Below are 17,026 nucleotides of genomic sequence, written 5' to 3'. Positions count from 1 at the left end.
GGGGCTACTGGCCTCGCCCCCGCTCACCGGCGGGGCGGACCGCGTGGCTCGCCCCGGCGTGAGACCGCCGGACCCGCCGGCTCGCCGACCACGGCGGTGTCTCCGTCCGTGTCCGTGCGGGTCACCAGCGCACCCAGCGCCCGCAGGCTGTCCATTGTGGACTTGCTGGGGTGGCCGTAGGTGTTGCCCGCGCCCACGCTGACCAATGCCACCCGCGGTGCCACCGCGGCGAGGAACGACGGCAGCGAGTACCTCGACCCGTGGTGCGGGACCTTCAGCACCTCCGCCTTCAGATCGCCGACATCGGCCAGCAGGTCCGCCTGCGCGGCCAGCTCGACGTCGCCGGTCAGCATCACCCGGCCCGCCGCGGTTTCCGCCCGCAGCACCACTGAGCTGTTGTTGATCGTGGTGCCGTCCTGCTGCCCGGCCGAGCGGGCGGGAACGTAGCGCGGGCCGAGCACGTCAAGCGCAAGCCCCGGCCACTCGAGCCGCTCCCCCGGGTTCAGCTCCACGACGGGCACGGCCTGGCGGGCCGCCTCCGCGGCGACCTGCCGCCACGCCCACTCCGGCGCCCGCCCCGGCCCGACGGCGATCCCACCGACCGTCCGGCCGTCGAAGACCGACGCGAGCCCGCCGATGTGGTCGGCGTGCAGGTGGCTCAGCACCAGCAACGGGATCCGGTCGACGGCCAGCCGGTGCAGGCATTCGTCGACCGGCCCCGGCTCGGGCCCGGCGTCGACGACGACGGCCCGCCCGGGCTCGGCGGTCGCCAGCACCACTGCGTCACCTTGCCCGACGTCGCACTCGACCATCGCCCAGTTCCGCGGCGGCCACGCCGGCGCGAGCACCCGGACCGGCACGAACACCAGCAGCGCGCCGACGACCAGGACCGCCATGAGCAGCCGCACCCGCCGGTGCCGGACGGCCAGCACCAGCACCGTCAGGACGGCGGCGGCGAGCAACCCGCCCGCCCAGCCACCGGGCCACCCGACCACCGCACCCGGCGCCCGTGCGCCGTGCCGCGCCACCGTGATCAGCCAGCGGGCCTCCGGATCGGCCAGGTGCACCAGGACCTTCCCGGCGCCCGGCCACCAGGGAGCGGTGACCGTCGCCAGCACGCCGAGCACCGTCGCCGGGGCCACCACGGGTGCGGCGAGGACGTTGGTCAGCACCGAAACCAGGCTCACCGACCCCGCCATGCCCGCGAGCACCGGCGCCGTCACGAGGAACGCCGCGAGCGGGATCGCCAGCCCTTCGGCGAACCCCGGCGGGACGCCGCGGCGGACCAGCGCCGCCGCCCAGCGGGGCGCGAGCAGGACGAGCCCGGCGGTCGCGAACACCGACAGCGCGAACCCGAAGTCCGTGGCCATCGCCGGATCCGCCACCACGAGCACGCAGACCGCGAACGCCAGCGCGGGCAACGCCGAACCACGCCGTCCCAGCGCCAGGGCCAGCAACGCGACCGCGGCCATGACGCCGGCCCGCAGCACGCTCGGCTCCGGGCCGACCAGGACGAGGAACCCGGCCAGGCACACCCCGGCCGCCACCGCCGACAGCCGTGGCCCCAGCCGGAGCACCCGCAGCAGGAGCAGGACCGCACCGCAAGCGACAGCGAGGTTTCCGCCGCTGACCGCGGTCAGGTGAGCGAGGCCGGCGGTGACGAACTCCTGCTCCACTCGCGGGGACAACGCGCTCGTGTCGCCCAGGACCAGGCCCGGCAGGAGGCCGCCGGGTTCGTCCGGCAAGGTCTGGCACAGGTCGTGGAGACCCGCGCGCAGCCCGGCCGCCACCCGCTGCCACCACGGCGCCGGGCCGGGCTCCCCCGGCGGGCCGCGCACGGACAGGACCGCGACCGTCAGGTCCGAGCCGCGTGGTGGCATCAGCAGGCCCGCCACCGTCACCTCCTGGCCCGGCAGCAGGCCTGCCCACGGCGCGACCGGCGCGAGCAGGAGGACCCGCCCGGACGAGGACACCGGCCGGCCGTCGACCGACGCCGTGCGCACCTCGGCCGTGAGCACCACCGACCGGGCACCGGACTGCTTGTCCGCATATCCCGCGCTCCGCACGGGTTTCGGGCGTTCGGCGACAACCACCCGCAGCACGGCGGGCAGGCCGTCCGCCGCTGCCGAGCGAAGGTCGTCACGCTGGGCGTCGCGGATCTGCCAGGCGACCGGACCGGCGGCGACGAGCCCCAGCACCAGCAGCGCCCCGGCCGCACCGAGTGCCCGGGGACGGCCACGGGCCCGCCAGAGCACCAGCCCGGCGACCACCGCCGAAGCAAGACCGGCAACAACCGCCGTCCACCAGCCGAGCAGCAGTCCGGTCAACGCGGCGAGCCAGCACACCAGCGCCGCCGGGACCAGCCGCATGTCCTGCCGGGTGTCGGTCGTGGGGATGGTGCTCATCCGACCGTCACCTGCTCCCGCAGCTTGGCGAACTTGCTTTCGCCGATGCCGTCCACATCGCGTAGTTGCTCGACCTTGGTGAAACCACCGTGGTCGGTGCGCCACTGGACGATCCGCTTGGCCATCACCTCGCCGACGCCGGGCAGCGTGTCCAACTGGTCCGCGGAGGCCGCGTTGAGGTCGACCTTGCCGCCCGCCGGTTCACCGGGAGCCGCGGCGGCGGGCGCCGGGACCCCGACGGCGAGCTGCTCGCCGTCGGTCACCTTCCGGGCGAGGTTCAGCGCGCGCAGGTCCGCGCCGGGATCGGCCCCGCCCGCGGCCCGCAGGACGTCCGCGACCCGCGAACCCTGCGGCACGGTGACGAGGCCGGGCGAGCGGACGTGGCCGATCACGCTGACGACGAGACCGGCCTGGGGCGCCGCCCGGGCCGGCGCCTCGCCCACCGGTTTCGCGGCCGGCAGCGCGGGCGCCGGCTCGGGTACCGGACGTCCGCCGAGGAACGCGACCGAGCCGAGGACGATCACCACGACCGCCACGAGGACGCCGGCGAACGCCCACCGGCGACGGCCGGCACCGGCCGGTCCGCCCGGCAACCAGCGCCGGACCAGCCGGCCGCCGGGCCCGACCGTGCTCGCGTCGGGCGTGAGCTGGTCGGCCAGCCAGGCGAGCCGGTCGTTGCGGGGAGGGCCCGGATCCCGGGCGGGCTGCTCGAACACACGATCGACGTTAGGGCCCGCGGGGAGGTGTCCGACAGGGGTGCCGCCGCGTCCTGTGGACAACCGGGGTGTTGTGGACGGATCGGCTCCGCCCGGGCCGGGAACGGCCGTTTCCGTCGTACCCGGGTGGCATGCTGGAGGGTTCGGCGCGCCGCCCGTCCCGGCTAAGCGCGGGCGGGGACCGTGCGCTGGACGACCACGCCCAGCACCCCAGGACCGGTGTGCGCCCCGATCACCGCGCCCAGCTCGGAGACCACGCAGCCCGCCGAGCGGGGCACGGCCTCCTCCAGCCGGTTCGCCAGCTCGACCGCCCGCTCCGGCGAGGCGAGGTGGTGGACGGCGAGTTCGACGTCCTCGTCCTGCGCGGCCTGGGCGGCGAGCTCGACCAGCCGCGCGATCGCCCGGTTCATGGTCCGGACCTTCTCCAGCGGGACGATCCGGCCGTCGGCCATGTGCAGCACCGGTTTCACCGCCAGCGCCGTGCCGAGCAGCGCCGCCGCCGGGCCGATCCGGCCGCCGCGGCGCAGGTGGTCCAGGGTTTCCACGACGAACAACGTGGACGAGCAGCCGGCCGCCGTCACCGCGGCGGCCTCGACCTCGGCCGCGTCCGCCCCGGCGGCCGCGGCGTCGGCGGCGTGCAGCGCGGCGAACCCGAGCCCCATCGCCGTGGTGCGCGAGTCGACCACGCGAACCCGGTCGGGCCCGACCTCCTGCGCGGCCAGCACCGCCGCTTCCCAGGTGCCGGAGAGCTCGCGGGACAGGTGCACCGACACGATCGCGTCCGCACCTTCGGCCAGCGCCGCCCGGTACTCCTTGACGAATTCGGTGGGCGTCGGCCGCGACGTCGTGACGATCTTGCGCTGCTTCATCGCTTCGGCGACCGCTGCGGGGCCGGTCTCGATGCCGTCGAGCGAGACCACGCCGTCGACCAGGACGTGCAGCGGCACCACCCGGACCGCGTGCCGTTCGGCGAAGCCCTCCGGCAGGTGGGCGGTGGAATCCGTGACTACGGCGACCGACACGCCGTCAGCCTACGTGGCCGGGGGCCGGCATCGGCGCCATCAACACGGACATCGCCTTGCCCACCGCGGCGTGCCCGGCCCAGCCCCAGTGCATGCCGTCCGGGTTGCCCGCGCCGCTGAGCACGTGCTCCCCGACCACGGCTTCGAGGTCCAGCAACGGAATTCCGGCCCGCTCGCCCCAGGCCGCCATCGCGGCGGCCGCGGCCGGGCGCGCGGTGTGCACGTGGCCGTACGCCGCCGCGCGGTGCACCGAGGGCAGCATGCTGAAGATCGGCAGTTCCGGACGCAGGACGCGCAGCGCGCCCACCGCCGTGTCCAGGTACTGCACGGTGAGCTTGGCCGGCAGCACCGTGGGACGGCCGCGGAACGCGACCGACAACCGCGGCTGCGCGGCGAGATAAGCCTTGCGCACCACGCGTCGCACCGGGTCGGGCCGCAGGTACTTCAACCCCGTGCGCAGGTAGGTCGGCAGCGGCGAGGGCAGCGTGTCCATGCTGCCGACGGCCAGCACAACCGCGTCGACGTGGTGCAGGTCGGCCCACACCCGCGGATCCCCGGTCAGCGACCACCAGGCGTCGCGAGCGGTCCAGCCGATCCCGGCGACCAGGTCGGCGGTGCCGCCCAGCGCCGCAGCGGCCACGTTGGGCCACAGCCGCGGTTCGTCCGCGGCGCAGGGTCCTTCAGGACCGTGAAAGCTCAGCGAATCGCCGAACACCAGCAGGCGCGGCCCCATCGGCTAGCCGTGCATCCCCGCGTTGTAGGCGTGCAGCCGCCACTTGCCGTCACGCAGGCCGAGCTCGACCCAGTGGCAGTTCGAGATCCCGCCCAGCGACGGCCAGATCTCCACCGGCAGGTTCACCAGCCGCGCGGTGAGCGCGGTGATCAGGCCGCCGTGCGCGGCCAGCAGCACGGTGTCGCCCGCATCGGAGTTGGCCTGCTGCAGGTCGGTGACCACTTCGCTCGCGCGGTCGGCGACGTCGAGGCGGTTCTCCCCGCCCGGCGGGGCCCAGGTCGCGTCCTTGCGCCAGCGGTCGCGCTCACCGGGGTAGGCCTCGTCGACCTCGGCGCCGGTCATGCCCTGCCACTCGCCGAGGTGCGTCTCGCGCAGCCGCTTGTCGATCCGCAGCGGGACGCCGATCGCGTCGGTGAGCACGGTGGCCGTGTCGGTGGCGCGGCGCAGGTCGGACGCGATGACGAGGTCCGGCGAGAAGCGGGCCAGCGCGGGCGCCGCGAACCGGGCCTGGTTCCAGCCGCGCGGGGTCAGCGCCGAGTCGAGGTGACCCTGCATCCGCCCGGCGGCGTTGTAGTCCGTCTCGCCGTGGCGCCAAAGCACCAGCCGCCGCGGGCTCACGGGACGTCCGGGTCCTCGTCGGCGGGCGGCTCGTCGAGACCGGCCACCTCGATGCGCGGGCAGTCCTTCCACAGTCGCTCGAGACCGTAGAACGTGCGCTCTTCGACGTGCTGGACGTGCACGACCACGTCGACGTAGTCGAGCAGGACCCAGCGCCCTTCGCGGGCGCCTTCGCGGCGGACCGGCTTGTGCCCGCTCTCCCGCAGTTTCTCCTCGACGTTGTCGACGATCGCGCCGACCAGGCGCTCGTTGGACGCGGAGGCGATGACGAAGGCGTCGGTGATGACGAGCTGCTCGGACACGTCCAGCACGACGACGTCGCTGGCCTTCTTGTCCGCCGCCGCGTGTGCGGCCGCTACGGCCAGCTCTCGTGCCTCGGACGTGGCTGCCACGGTGCTCCTTCACAGATCGGGTTCGCCCGAGAAGGGTACCCGCCGGGACCAGCGGGCTTTCAGTCGCTCTTCCGGTAGAGATCCTTCTTGGTGATGTAGCGGACGACGCCGTCGGGAACGAGGTACCAGACCGGCTCCCCGCGCTCGACGCGGTCGCGGCAGCCGGTCGACGAGATCGCCATCGCGGTGACCTCGACGAGGCTCACCTTGCCGCTGGGCAGGTGGTGCGAATTGAGCCGGTAGCCGGGCCGCGTGACGCCGATGAAGTGCGCGAAGTCGAACAGCTCCTCGGCCTTGTGCCAGGTCAGGATCTGCTCGAGCGCGTCGGCGCCGGTGATGAAGTAGAGCTCGTCCCCCGGGTACTCGGCCTGGAGGTCGCGCAGGGTGTCGACGGTGTAGGTCTGCCCGGCGCGGTCGATGTCGACGCGGCTGACCGAGAAGACCGGGTTGGACGCGGTCGCGATGACCGTCATCAGGTAGCGGTCCTCGGCCTTGGTCACCTGGCGGTCGGTCTTCTGCCACGGCTGCCCGGTGGGGACGAAGATCACTTCGTCCAGCCCGAACCGGGACTGGACCTCGCTGGCCGCGACGAGGTGGCCGTGGTGCACGGGGTCGAACGTGCCGCCCATGACCCCGATCCGCCGTGGTGACATGACTGAGGAGCCTATACATCGGCGGGCGCGGCCGTCCTGTGCCGCGGGACACCTCGCCCGACCGGGCAGTAGATGTGATTCAGGTCACATTACGGCCGGTATTCGACACGAACGGTCCGTTCGCGCCGCCGCCGATTCCCGGTTCGTCGGTGCCATGGGGTAGACGTGGGGACGTGGACACCACCGGCACCACCCCAGCCCTCCGCGACCGCGCCGAAACCCTCCTCCGGGCGCTGGCCGGCGACTCGGCGAAGCTGCGCGAAGACCAATGGACGGCCATCGAGGCCCTGGTCGCGCAGCGCCGCCGCGCGCTGGTCGTGCAGCGCACCGGCTGGGGCAAGTCGGCGGTGTACTTCCTGGCCACGGCCCTGTTGCGCGAACAGGGCAGCGGGCCGACGGTGATCGTCTCGCCCCTGCTCGCGCTGATGCGCAACCAGATCTCGGCCGCGGCGCGGGCCGGGATCCACGCGGCGACCATGAACTCCGCCAACGCCCAGGAGTGGGACCAGGTCCAGGCGGCGGTCGCGGCCGGCGAGGTGGACGTGCTGCTGGTCAGCCCCGAACGGCTGAACAACCCGGACTTCCGCGACAACGTGCTGCCGAAGCTGACCGCCAGCACCGGGCTGCTGGTGGTCGACGAGGCGCACTGCATCTCCGACTGGGGGCACGACTTCCGGCCGGACTACCGGCGCCTGCGCACGCTGCTGGGCGACCTGCCCGACGGCGTGCCGGTGCTGGCGACCACGGCGACCGCGAACGACCGCGTAGTCACCGACGTCGCCGAGCAGCTGGGCCTCGGCACCGGCGGTGACACGCTCGTGCTGCGCGGCACCCTCGACCGGGAAAGCCTCCGGCTGGCGGTGTGCCGGCTGCCGACTTCGCAGGCGCGGCTGGCCTGGCTCGCCGACCACCTGGCCGAGCTACCCGGGTCCGGGATCATCTACACGCTCACCGTCGCGGCGGCGCACGACGTCGCGTCCCTGCTGAAGGACCGCGGTTACCCGGTGGCGGCCTACACCGGCAAGACCGACCCGGCCGACCGCCAGGCGGCCGAGGACGACCTGCTCGGCAACCGGGTCAAGGCGCTGGTCGCGACCTCCGCGCTGGGCATGGGGTTCGACAAGCCGGACCTCGGGTTCGTGGTGCACCTCGGCGCGCCGTCGTCGCCGATCGCGTACTACCAGCAGGTCGGCCGCGCCGGGCGTGGTGTGGAGCGCGCCGAGGTCGTGCTCCTGCCCGGCGAGGAGGACAAGGCGATCTGGGCGTACTTCGGCTCGCTCGCCTTCCCCGACGAGCTGCGGGTCACCCAGGTGCTGAACACGCTCGCCTACGCCGACCGTCCACTCTCGACGGCCGCACTCGAGCCGTCGGTGGAGCTTTCCCGCTCACGCCTGGAAATGGTGCTCAAGGTCCTGGACGTCGACGGCGCAGTGCGGCGTGTCAAGGGCGGCTGGACGAGCACGGGTGAGGACTGGCAGTACGACCGCGGGCGCTACAAGCGCGTCGCGGAGGCGCGTGACCGCGAACAGCAGGCGATGCTCGGCTACCTGGCGACCGACAGCTGCCGGATGGAGTACCTGCGGCGCCAGCTCGACGACCCCGAGGCGGCGCCGTGCGGGCGGTGTGACAACTGCACGGGGCAGCACTGGGACACGACGGTGGCGGACGACGTCGTCGACGCGACCCGGGAACGGCTGCAGCGCCCCGGGGTCGAGGTCGCGCCGCGGAAGCAGTGGCCCACCGGCATGTCCTCTTTGGACGTCCCGGTCTCCGGCCGGATCTCGGCCGACGACCAGGCCGAGCCGGGCCAGGTGCTCGGCCGGCTCACCGACGTCGGCTGGGGCAACCGGCTGCGGGAACTCGTCGGGCCGCAGGCGAAGGACACCGAGGTGCCGGACTCGGTGTTCAAGGCCTGCGTCCAGGTACTCGCCGGGTGGCAGTGGTCGGAGCGGCCGGTCGCGGTGGTGGCGGTGCCGTCGGAAACGCGGCCGCAGCTCGTGTACAGCCTCGCGACGCGGCTGGCCGAGATCGGCAAGCTGGACTTCCTCGGTGCGCTCGACGCCGAGGGGCCACCCCCGCGGCAGGCGAACAGCGCGCAACGGCTGGCCGACCTGTGGCGGCGGATGAGCATGCCGGCCGATCTCGCCGGGGTCCTGCCGAGCGGGCCGGTCCTGCTGGTGGACGACGTCATCGACACCGGCTGGACGATGACGCTGGCCACGCGCCTGCTGCGGAAGGCCGGGGCGCCGGCGGTCCTGCCGTTCGCGCTGGCGAGCACCGCGTAGGAGGGAGAACCGGGATTCCGGACGGTGGGAACCTTTCGGACCACGGACGAATGTGGCAAAGTCCCGTGACACCTTCGGGTGACGTGGAGGCCGCCATGACCGAGTCCACCGTGCAGGCAACCCAGCGGCACCGGCTGCCGGTGCGCAAGCTGTTCGCGGCGAGCGCGGGCAATGCGCTGGAATGGTTCGACTGGACGATCTACGCGACGTTCAGCATCTACTTCGCCGGCGCGTTCTTCCCCTCCGGCAACGACACCCTGGCCCTGATCAACACGTTCGCCACCTACGCGCTCGCGTTCTTCTTCCGGCCGCTCGGCGGTGTCCTGCTCGGGCGCTTCGCCGACACCCGGGGACGCAAGCCCGCCATGATCCTCACCATCCTGCTGATGGCAGGCGGCTCGGTCGCGATCGGGCTGCTGCCGACGTTCGCGCAGGTCGGCTGGCTCGCGCCGATCCTGCTGCTGCTCGCCCGCATCGCGCAGGGGCTGTCGCTCGGCGGTGAGGTGTCGAACGCGTCGGCCTACCTGGGCGAGATCGCGCCGCCGGAGCGTCGCGGCCGGTACTCGGCGTTCTTCTACATCTCGACCGGGTCGGCCGTGCTGGTCGCGACCGTGCTCGGCTTCGTGCTGGCCCGGACGCTCGACAAGGCCGAGCTGGCGTCCTGGGGCTGGCGGCTGCCGTTCCTGCTCGGCGGCGTCTTCGGCCTGGTCGGGCTGTGGCTGCGCCGCAGCCTCGCCGAAACCGAGCTGTTCGAGCAGACGAAGACGAAGGCCCGCAAGATCGAGCGGCCGCTGCTGACGACGCTGACCCACCACCCGAAGGCCGTCGGCAGGCTCATCGGCTTCACGATGCTCTCGACCCTCTGCTACTACACGTTCTTCAGCGCGCTCACGTCCTTCGCGGTGAAGAACCGGCATGCCGACGCCGACGCCGTGTTCCTCGCGCTTTCGGTCGGCACGGCGTTGTTCATCGCGCTGCAGTACCCGATGGGCGCGCTCGCGGACCGGGTCGGGCGGAAGCCGCAGCTGCTCGTCTGGTCCGGGGCGACCGCGCTCGTCATCGTGCCACTGTCCACTTTGATCGGCCCGAACGTCGGCGGCCTGCTCGTGGTGTTCTGCGTCGGGCTCGGGCTGTACACGGCGATGACGTCGATCGCGCCGGCCATCATGAGCGAGCTGTTCCCCACCGAGCTGCGCGGGCTGGGGATCGGCGCCTGGTACAACCTGACCGTCGCGGTGTTCGGCGGCACCGCCCCGCTGCTCATCACCGTGTTCGGCGCCGTCTCGCCGTCGCTCTACTTCTGGTACGTCGCCGTCGGGGCCGCGATCGCGTTCGCGGTGATCCTCACCCTGCCGGAGACCAAGGGCAGCACGCTGCGGTAAACCCTTCGTCACCGGACGGTCACGCTCGCTACGCTGCGGGCTCCACTGACCGAGCCGAAGGAGGGACACCGTGCAGACCGCCGACGTTACCGAGGAGCTGGCGCGCCGCGTGGTGACCGCCGCCGGCCGGGCGCTGGACGTCGAGCTGACGCCGGAGCAAGCGCTGATCCAAGCGTCGCCGCGCGAAGGTGTCGACTACCAGGGCAACCTCGCGATGAGCCTGGGCAGGCGGCTCGGCCGGCCGCCGCGCGAGGTAGCCGAAGCCATCGCCGGGGCGCTGGAGCTCGACGGGATCGCCGATCCGCCGGAAGTCGCCGGTCCGGGGTTCCTCAACTTCGTGCTGCGCAAGGAATGGCTCGAAGCACGCACCGGCGCGCTCCTCGGCGATCCGCGGCTCGGCGTGCCGGAAACACCGGCGCCCCGGCGGATCGCACTCGACTACAGCAGCCCGAACGTCGCCAAGGAAATGCACGTCGGGCACCTGCGTTCGTCGGTGATCGGGGACGCGCTCGCCCGGCTGCTGCGGTTCGCCGGGCACGAAGTGCTGCCGCACAACCACCTCGGCGACTGGGGCACCCCGTTCGGCATGCTCATCGAGCACCTCCTCGACGTCCCCGCCGGGCAACGCGCGATCGCCGACCTCGACGCCTTCTACCGCGAAGCGCGCCGGAAGTTCGACAGCGACGAAGCGTTCGCGACGCGGGCACGCAACCGCGTCGTGCTGCTGCAGAGCGGGGACGAAGAGACACTCGCCGTCTGGCAAGAGCTGGTCGACGAGTCGACACGGCACTTCAACGAGGTCTACGCGCTGCTCGGGATCTCGTTGACGGACAACGACATCTACGGCGAGAGCTTCTACAACCCGTACCTCGCCACGGTGGTCGACGACCTCGAAAAGGCCGGGCTGACCGAGATCAGCGACGGCGCCGTCTGCGTGTTCCCCGAGGGGTTCCGCAACCGCGAAGGCGACCGGCTGCCACTGATCGTCCGCAAACGCGACGGCGGTTACGGGTATGCCGCCACCGACCTCGCGACGCTCCGGTACTGGACGGCCGAACGCGGCGCCACCGACCTGCTCTACGTCGTCGGAACGCCGCAGGCGCAGCACTTCGCAATGCTGTTCGCCACCTGCCGCGAAGCGGGCTGGCTGACCGGGCACGCCGAGCACATCGGCTTCGGCACGGTGCTGGGCGCGGACGGCAAGACCATGCGGACGCGCGCCGGCGACACGATCAAGCTGGCCGAGCTGCTCACCGAAGCCGTGACGCAGGCCGCGGCCGTGGTCGCCGAACGCAGTGAGCTCGACCCGGCGGGCCAGGCGGAAGTGGCGCGGGCCGTGGGCATCGGCGCGGTCAAGTACGCCGACCTGTCCGGTGACCGCGAACGCGACTACGTCTTCGCCTGGGACCGGATGCTCGCCAAGGAGGGCAACACCTCGGTGTACCTCCAGTACGCGCACGCGCGGACGCAGTCGATCCTCCGCAAGGCGGGCAAGCCGGCCGACGGAACGCAGGTGCTGCTGGAAGCGCCTGCGGAGCGCGCGCTGGCGTTGAAGCTGCTCAGGTTCGGCGAAGCGCTGAAGAGCGCGACAAGCGGCTACGCGCCCCACAAGCTCTGTACGTATCTTTACGAGACGGCGGTCACCTTTTCCCGGTTCTTCGAGGAATGTCCGGTCCTGAAGGCGTCCACCCCGGAGCTGCGCGCGTCCCGGGTGAGGTTGACTACGCTGACGTCACAAACGCTCGCGCTCGGGCTCTCGTTGCTCGGCATCGAAGCGCCCGACCAGCTTTAGCGGGAGACCACTGTGGAACTGCCCGGCGACCTGCTCGCGCTGCTGCGCGCGCCCAGCCTCTGCTTCCTGGCGACGGTGATGCCGGACGGCTCGCCCCAGCTCACCGAGACCTGGGTGGACACCGACGGCACGCACATCCTCGTCAACACCGTGCTGGGTCACCAGAAGCAGCGCAACATCGAGCGTGACCCCCGGGTGGCGCTCAACGTCGCCGACCGCGAACAGCCGTCGCGCTACTACGCGATCCGCGGCCGGGTGCTGGAGATGACCGAAGACGGCGCCGTCGAGCACATCGAGAAGCTCGCGCAGCGTTACCTCGGCGGGCCGTACCCGTGGTGGGGCGGGCGCGACCAGACGCGGCTGCTGCTGACGATCAAGCCGGATCGGATCAACCCGACATGATCATCGTCTCCGGCTGGCTCGCCGTCGCTCCCGAAAGCCGCGATGCCTACCTCGACGACTGTCGCGAGGCTGTGCGGCTGGCGCGGGAAGCTCCCGGCTGCCTCGAATACTCGCTGGGCGCCGACCTGCTCGACCCCGGCCGGATCACGGTGTACGAGCGCTGGGAGACCGACGAGGACCTGGAGCGTTTCCGCGGGTCCGGGCCGTCGGACGAGCAGGCCGTGCAGATCCTCGACGCGTCCGTGGCGCGCTACCGGATCTCGGCGGTCGAAGCGCCGTGATCGGCCAGTAGCGCCACCAGTTCACCGGCCAGGCCGCGGCCGACCGGCTCCCGCGTCGCGAGGAGCCGGTACCAGAGCGTGCCGAACACGACGTCGATCACCGTGCCGGAGTTGACTCCGTCGGGCAGTTCGCCGCGCTCGCGGGCGCGGTCGACGATGACGCCGAATGCCTCGCGGCGACGGTTGAGGAAGTCTTCGCGGAACCGCTTGCCGAACGCCGGGTCGATCTGCGCCTGCGCCATCAGCGCGCGCAGCGTGTCCGCCACCTGGGCTTTCCCGCCCAGCTCGAACGTGCTGTCCAGGAAGCCGGCGAGGTCGGCGCGGAACGTCCCCTCGTCGGGGATCGGCACGGAGAGGTCCGCCTTCGTCGCGAGCGCGTCGAGAAGGACGTCGGCCTTCGACGGCCACCAGCGGTAGATCGTCTGCTTGCCGACGCCGGAGCGCGCGGCGATGCCCTCGACGGTCAGCGTGCCGTAGCCCGCTTCCGCGACCAGGTCGAGCGTGGCGGCGAGGATCGCCAGCCGGCTCTGTTCGCTGCGCTTGCGGCCGGGACGGGACTGGTCGGTCATGGGATCCGATGGTAGCGTGAATTTCGAAACGAGACGTACCGGTTCGAAATGGGGAACGAGCATGAGCATCGCACTTGTCGCCGGCGGCACCTCGGGCATCGGCCTGGCGACCGCGCGGCGGCTGAGCGAGCGGGGTTACGACGTCCACGTCACCGGGCGCGGCAAGGAGCGCCTCGACAACGTTGCGGCGAGCGACCCGCGGCTGACGGGACACCAGGCCGACGGCGGCGACGCCACCACGATGGCCGCGCTGGCGGAGTCGCTCGGGACGGTCGACGTGCTGGTGGTGAGCCTGTCCGGCGCCGAAGGGATGGGACCGATCGCGTCGCTGGATCTCGGGATGCTGCGGCGGGCGTTCGACGCGAAGTTCTGGGCGCACCTGACCACGATCCAGGCGGTGCTGCCGCACCTGGCCGCGGACGGGTCGATCACGCTGCTGGGCGCGATCAGCGCGCACGCGGCCATGCCGGGGACGGCGGGCATCGGCGCGCTCAACGCGGCGGTGGAGGCGCTGGTCAAGCCACTGGCGGTCGAACTGGCGCCGCGGCGGGTGAACGCGGTTTCGCCGGGCGTGGTGGACACGGCGTGGTGGAGCGGCTTCCCGGCGGAGATGCGGGAAGGGTTCTTCGCCCAGACCGCGGCTTCGATCCCGTCGCGCCGCGTGGCGACGGCGGATGACGTGGCCGAGGTGGTGGCGCTGGCGGCGACGAACCGCAACCTGAGCGGCACGGTCCTGGAGGCCGACGGCGGCGCCCGATTGGTGTCGGTGGGCTGAACCGCCCGGCACGCCGGCTGTGCCGCCGGCGTGCCGGCCGAGGCATCACGCGTGATTGGAGAGGCTTCTCGCGTGATCAGAGGGGCATGACGCGTGATCGGAGGGGCATCACGGTGATGCCTGCCGGATCACGGCTGATGCCCGCTGGATCACGAGAGATGCCCCGCCGATCACGGCTGATGCCCGCTGGATCACGAGAGATGCCCCGCCGATCACGGCTGATGCCCGCTGGATCACGTGAGATGCCTGCTCAATCACGGGTGATGGCCCGGTGATCACGGGTGATGCCTCGGCGGGCACGCGGGATGCGCCGGGCGCGGGTGGTCGTGCCAGGCGGTTAGCGGCGCAGGGGGACGAGGTCGTCGGCGTGGACTACCTCGCGGCGCTGCTCGGCCGGGAGTTCGTGGCTGGATCGGCCGACCAGCTCCGGGAGCTCCGTCGCGTCGAAGGCGACCACTCCGCGGGCCACCGGCCGGTCCTTGGTGTCGACCAGGTCGACCACGTCGCCGGCCTGGAACTCGCCTTCTACACCGGTGATTCCCGCCGCCAGCAGGGACCTGCGGCGGCGGACCACCGCCGTCACCGCGCCGTCGTCGAGGCGGAGCTTGCCCGTGGTGTCCGCCGCGTAGCCCAGCCAGAAGCGGCGGGCCGAGAGGCGGGTGTCGGCCGGGGCGAACGCCGTGCCCGGGGATGCCGCGGTCAGCGCGGCCGAGGCTTCCGATGCCGCCGCCAGCAGGACCGGGATGCCCGCGCCGGCCGCGGTGCGGGCGGCCGCGAGCTTCGAGACCATGCCGCCGGTGCCCAGGCCGGAGCTGGACATGCCGACCGAAATCCCGTCCACATCGGACTCCGACAGGACCTCGGTGAGCTTGCGGGTCGCGCCGTCGCGGGGGTCGCCGTCGTAGAGACCGTCCACATCGGACAGGAGGACCAGCGCGTCCGCGCCGATCAGGTGGGCGACCAGGGCGGCCAGGCGGTCGTTGTCGCCGAAGCGGATTTCCTCGGTGGCCACCGTGTCGTTCTCGTTGACCACCGGGACCGCGCCGAGTGCCAGGAGGCGCGAGAACGTCCGCTGCGCGTTGCGGTAGTGCGAACGGCGGACGACGTCGTCGGAGGTGAGCAGCACCTGGCCGACCGTCAGCGAATACCGCCCGAACGACTCGGCGTACGCGTGCGCCAGCGCCAGCTGGCCGACACTCGCCGCCGCCTGCTGGGTCGCGAGGTCCTTCGGGCGCTTGCCGAGCGACAGCGGGGCCAGGCCGGCCCCGATCGCGCCCGAGGAGACCAGCACGATCTGCGTGTCGGCCGCGACCCGCGCCGCGATCGCGTCGACCAGCGCGTCCAGGCGGACCGCGTCGAGGCCGCTGCCCGCGGTGGTCAGCGCCGACGAGCCGACCTTGACGACCAGGCGCCGCGCCGCGGCGATGGCTTCCCGGGTGCCGCTCACGCGTCCAGGTCCAGCTCGTCGCCTTCCGCCTCGTCCGGGCCGTCACGGCGGATCCGGCGGGCTTCCTTGCGCTCGGCCGCGCCGACCCGGTCGTGGTTCTCGAGGCGGACATCGGTGCCGCGGCCGGACAGGTGCATCGCGACGCTCGGCGTCGACGGCTCCCACTCGAACTGGACGTCGCCGATCGTCACCGGGCTGCCCGGCTTCGCGCCGAGCTTGGCCAGCTTGTCCTCGACGCCGAGGCGGTTGAGCCGGTCGGCCAGGTAACCGACGGCCTCGTCGTTGGCGAAGTTGGTCTGGCGGATCCACCGCTCCGGCCGGGAGCCGCGCACGATGAAGGCGCCCTCCTCCTCGGGGTCGAACTCGACCGTGAACCCGGAGTCGTCGACGGCGAGCGGCCGCAGCACGATCTTCTCGGGCTCCAGCACCGGCTGCATCTCGCGGTACTGCTCAACCACCTTGGCGAGGGCGAAAGTCAGCTCGCGCAAGCCCTTGCGCGACGCCGTGGAGACCTCGAACACCTGGAGGCCGCGGGCTTCGAACTCCGGCCGGACGAACTCGGCGAGCTCGGCGGCTTCCGGGACGTCGATCTTGTTGAGGACAACAACACGCGGCCGCTCTTCGAGCTTCCCGCCGAGACCCGGCGTGTACTTCGCCAGCTCCGATTCGAGAGCGTCCACATCGGACACCGGGTCGCGGTCCGGCTCCAGCGTGGCGCAGTCGACGACGTGCACCAGCACCGCGCACCGCTCGATGTGGCGCAGGAAGTCCAGCCCCAGGCCCTTGCCCTCGGACGCGCCGGGGATCAGGCCGGGCACGTCGGCCATGGTGAACACGGTCTCGCCGCCGGTGATCACCCCGAGGTTCGGCACCAGCGTGGTGAACGGGTAGTCGGCGATCTTCGGCTTGGCCGCGGACAGCACCGAGATCAGCGACGACTTGCCCGCGGACGGGAACCCCAGCAGGCCGACGTCGGCGACCGACCGCAGCTCCAGCACGAGGTTGCGGGCCTCACCCGGCTCACCGAGCAGCGCGAAGCCGGGCGCCTTGCGGGCCTTCGACGACAGCGCGTGGTTGCCGAGCCCGCCGCGGCCGCCCTGGGCGGCGACGAACGTGGTACCCGGGCCGATCAGGTCGGCGACCATCTCGCCGTCTTCGGTGAACACGACGGTGCCGGACGGCACCTTCATCACCAGGGTCTCCCCCGCCGCGCCGGCGCGGTTGCCGCCCTGGCCCATCTTGCCGCTGCCCGCCTTGGCGTGCGGGCGGAAGTGGAAGTCCAGCAGGGTGTGCACGTTGGGGTCGACGACCAGCAGGACGTCGCCGCCGTTGCCGCCGTTGCCGCCGTCCGGGCCGCCGAGCGGCTTGAACTTCTCGCGGTGCACCGAGGCGCAGCCGTTCCCACCGTCACCTGCGGTCAGGTGGATGACCGCGCGGTCCACGAACCGGGACGCCATGACTTGCCTCTTTCACCTGCGGAAGATCGGACACATAAAGAAGCGAGGGGTGGCACCGGATATTCCGGCCCCACCCCTCGCTCGGAGAAAGCTAATT

General features: G+C 72.3%; 16 protein-coding genes. 6 read left to right on the top strand and 10 right to left on the bottom strand.

All coding sequences use genetic code 11. From position 1 onward, the window contains the following. Positions 1 to 23: 23 nt before the first annotated feature. The 7 genes from ACIA5G_RS24655 to nadD form a co-directional block, all read right to left on the bottom strand. Complete coding sequence (locus ACIA5G_RS24655) at positions 24 to 2,405, bottom strand: ComEC/Rec2 family competence protein (protein WP_395927032.1); 2,382 nt, start codon at positions 2,403 to 2,405, stop codon at positions 24 to 26. After that, positions 2,402 to 3,121, bottom strand: coding sequence for a helix-hairpin-helix domain-containing protein (locus tag ACIA5G_RS24650; RefSeq protein ID WP_395927030.1), 720 nt, complete (start codon positions 3,119 to 3,121; stop codon positions 2,402 to 2,404). The genes ACIA5G_RS24655 and ACIA5G_RS24650 overlap by 4 nt, the downstream gene beginning before the upstream one ends. A gap of 164 nt (positions 3,122 to 3,285) precedes the next feature. Beyond that, a complete protein-coding gene (locus ACIA5G_RS24645) occupies positions 3,286 to 4,143 on the bottom strand; it encodes a DegV family protein (protein ID WP_395927028.1) in 858 nt (285 codons plus the stop codon). A 4-nt stretch (positions 4,144 to 4,147) separates the two neighbouring features. Further along, complete coding sequence (gene octT, locus ACIA5G_RS24640) at positions 4,148 to 4,876, bottom strand: diglucosylglycerate octanoyltransferase (RefSeq protein WP_395927026.1); 729 nt, start codon at positions 4,874 to 4,876, stop codon at positions 4,148 to 4,150. Positions 4,877 to 4,879: 3 nt separating this feature from the next. After that, complete coding sequence (locus ACIA5G_RS24635) at positions 4,880 to 5,494, bottom strand: histidine phosphatase family protein (protein ID WP_395927024.1); 615 nt, start codon at positions 5,492 to 5,494, stop codon at positions 4,880 to 4,882. Then, complete coding sequence (gene rsfS / locus ACIA5G_RS24630; RefSeq protein ID WP_395927022.1) at positions 5,491 to 5,886, bottom strand: ribosome silencing factor; 396 nt, start codon at positions 5,884 to 5,886, stop codon at positions 5,491 to 5,493. Before rsfS ends, ACIA5G_RS24635 begins: the two co-directional genes overlap by 4 nt. Before the next feature lie 59 nt (positions 5,887 to 5,945). After that, complete coding sequence (nadD, locus tag ACIA5G_RS24625) at positions 5,946 to 6,515, bottom strand: nicotinate-nucleotide adenylyltransferase (protein ID WP_395927990.1); 570 nt, start codon at positions 6,513 to 6,515, stop codon at positions 5,946 to 5,948. Positions 6,516 to 6,712: 197 nt separating this feature from the next. Here nadD and ACIA5G_RS24620 point away from each other — a divergent pair, with 197 nt between their 5' ends. From ACIA5G_RS24620 to ACIA5G_RS24600, 5 genes are all read left to right on the top strand, one after another. Then, positions 6,713 to 8,824 (top strand): RecQ family ATP-dependent DNA helicase, encoded by a 2,112-nt coding sequence (locus ACIA5G_RS24620; protein ID WP_395927020.1) that lies wholly within the window; start codon positions 6,713 to 6,715, stop codon positions 8,822 to 8,824. 95 nt (positions 8,825 to 8,919) lie between these two features. After that, positions 8,920 to 10,206, top strand: coding sequence for an MFS transporter (locus ACIA5G_RS24615; protein WP_395927018.1), 1,287 nt, complete (start codon positions 8,920 to 8,922; stop codon positions 10,204 to 10,206). Between the two features lie 70 nt (positions 10,207 to 10,276). Next, positions 10,277 to 11,998, top strand: a complete 1,722-nt coding sequence (argS, locus tag ACIA5G_RS24610) for an arginine--tRNA ligase (RefSeq protein WP_395927016.1) — start codon at positions 10,277 to 10,279, stop codon at positions 11,996 to 11,998. A gap of 12 nt (positions 11,999 to 12,010) precedes the next feature. Further along, positions 12,011 to 12,400 carry a PPOX class F420-dependent oxidoreductase gene (locus ACIA5G_RS24605; RefSeq protein ID WP_395927014.1) on the top strand — a complete coding sequence of 130 codons (390 nt, stop codon included), beginning with the start codon at positions 12,011 to 12,013 and terminating at the stop codon, positions 12,398 to 12,400. Continuing rightward, positions 12,397 to 12,681, top strand: a complete 285-nt coding sequence (locus ACIA5G_RS24600; RefSeq protein WP_395927012.1) for a putative quinol monooxygenase — start codon at positions 12,397 to 12,399, stop codon at positions 12,679 to 12,681. The genes ACIA5G_RS24605 and ACIA5G_RS24600 overlap by 4 nt, the downstream gene beginning before the upstream one ends. Here the strand turns inward: ACIA5G_RS24600 and ACIA5G_RS24595 are convergent. After that, positions 12,651 to 13,250 (bottom strand): TetR/AcrR family transcriptional regulator, encoded by a 600-nt coding sequence (locus ACIA5G_RS24595; protein ID WP_395927010.1) that lies wholly within the window; start codon positions 13,248 to 13,250, stop codon positions 12,651 to 12,653. The genes ACIA5G_RS24600 and ACIA5G_RS24595 overlap by 31 nt on opposite strands. Before the next feature lie 61 nt (positions 13,251 to 13,311). On the opposite strand from ACIA5G_RS24595, the gene ACIA5G_RS24590 reads away from it, so the two are divergent. Continuing rightward, on the top strand, positions 13,312 to 14,025 hold the full coding sequence (locus tag ACIA5G_RS24590) for an SDR family oxidoreductase (protein ID WP_395927008.1): 714 nt from the start codon (positions 13,312 to 13,314) through the stop codon (positions 14,023 to 14,025). A 337-nt stretch (positions 14,026 to 14,362) separates the two neighbouring features. Here ACIA5G_RS24590 and proB read toward each other — a convergent pair whose 3' ends face one another. Beyond that, a complete protein-coding gene (gene proB / locus ACIA5G_RS24585) occupies positions 14,363 to 15,472 on the bottom strand; it encodes a glutamate 5-kinase (protein WP_395927006.1) in 1,110 nt (369 codons plus the stop codon). Next, positions 15,469 to 16,929: a GTPase ObgE gene (gene obgE / locus ACIA5G_RS24580; protein WP_395927004.1), complete on the bottom strand. Its 1,461-nt coding sequence runs from the start codon at positions 16,927 to 16,929 to the stop codon at positions 15,469 to 15,471. The genes proB and obgE overlap by 4 nt, the downstream gene beginning before the upstream one ends. Positions 16,930 to 17,026 lie beyond the last annotated feature (97 nt).

Source organism: Amycolatopsis sp. NPDC051758, from assembly GCF_044453095.1.
Classification (GTDB): domain Bacteria; phylum Actinomycetota; class Actinomycetes; order Mycobacteriales; family Pseudonocardiaceae; genus Amycolatopsis.
The sequence above is the reverse complement of the archived record's forward strand: the minus strand, read 5'-3'. Positions and strand labels throughout refer to the sequence as shown.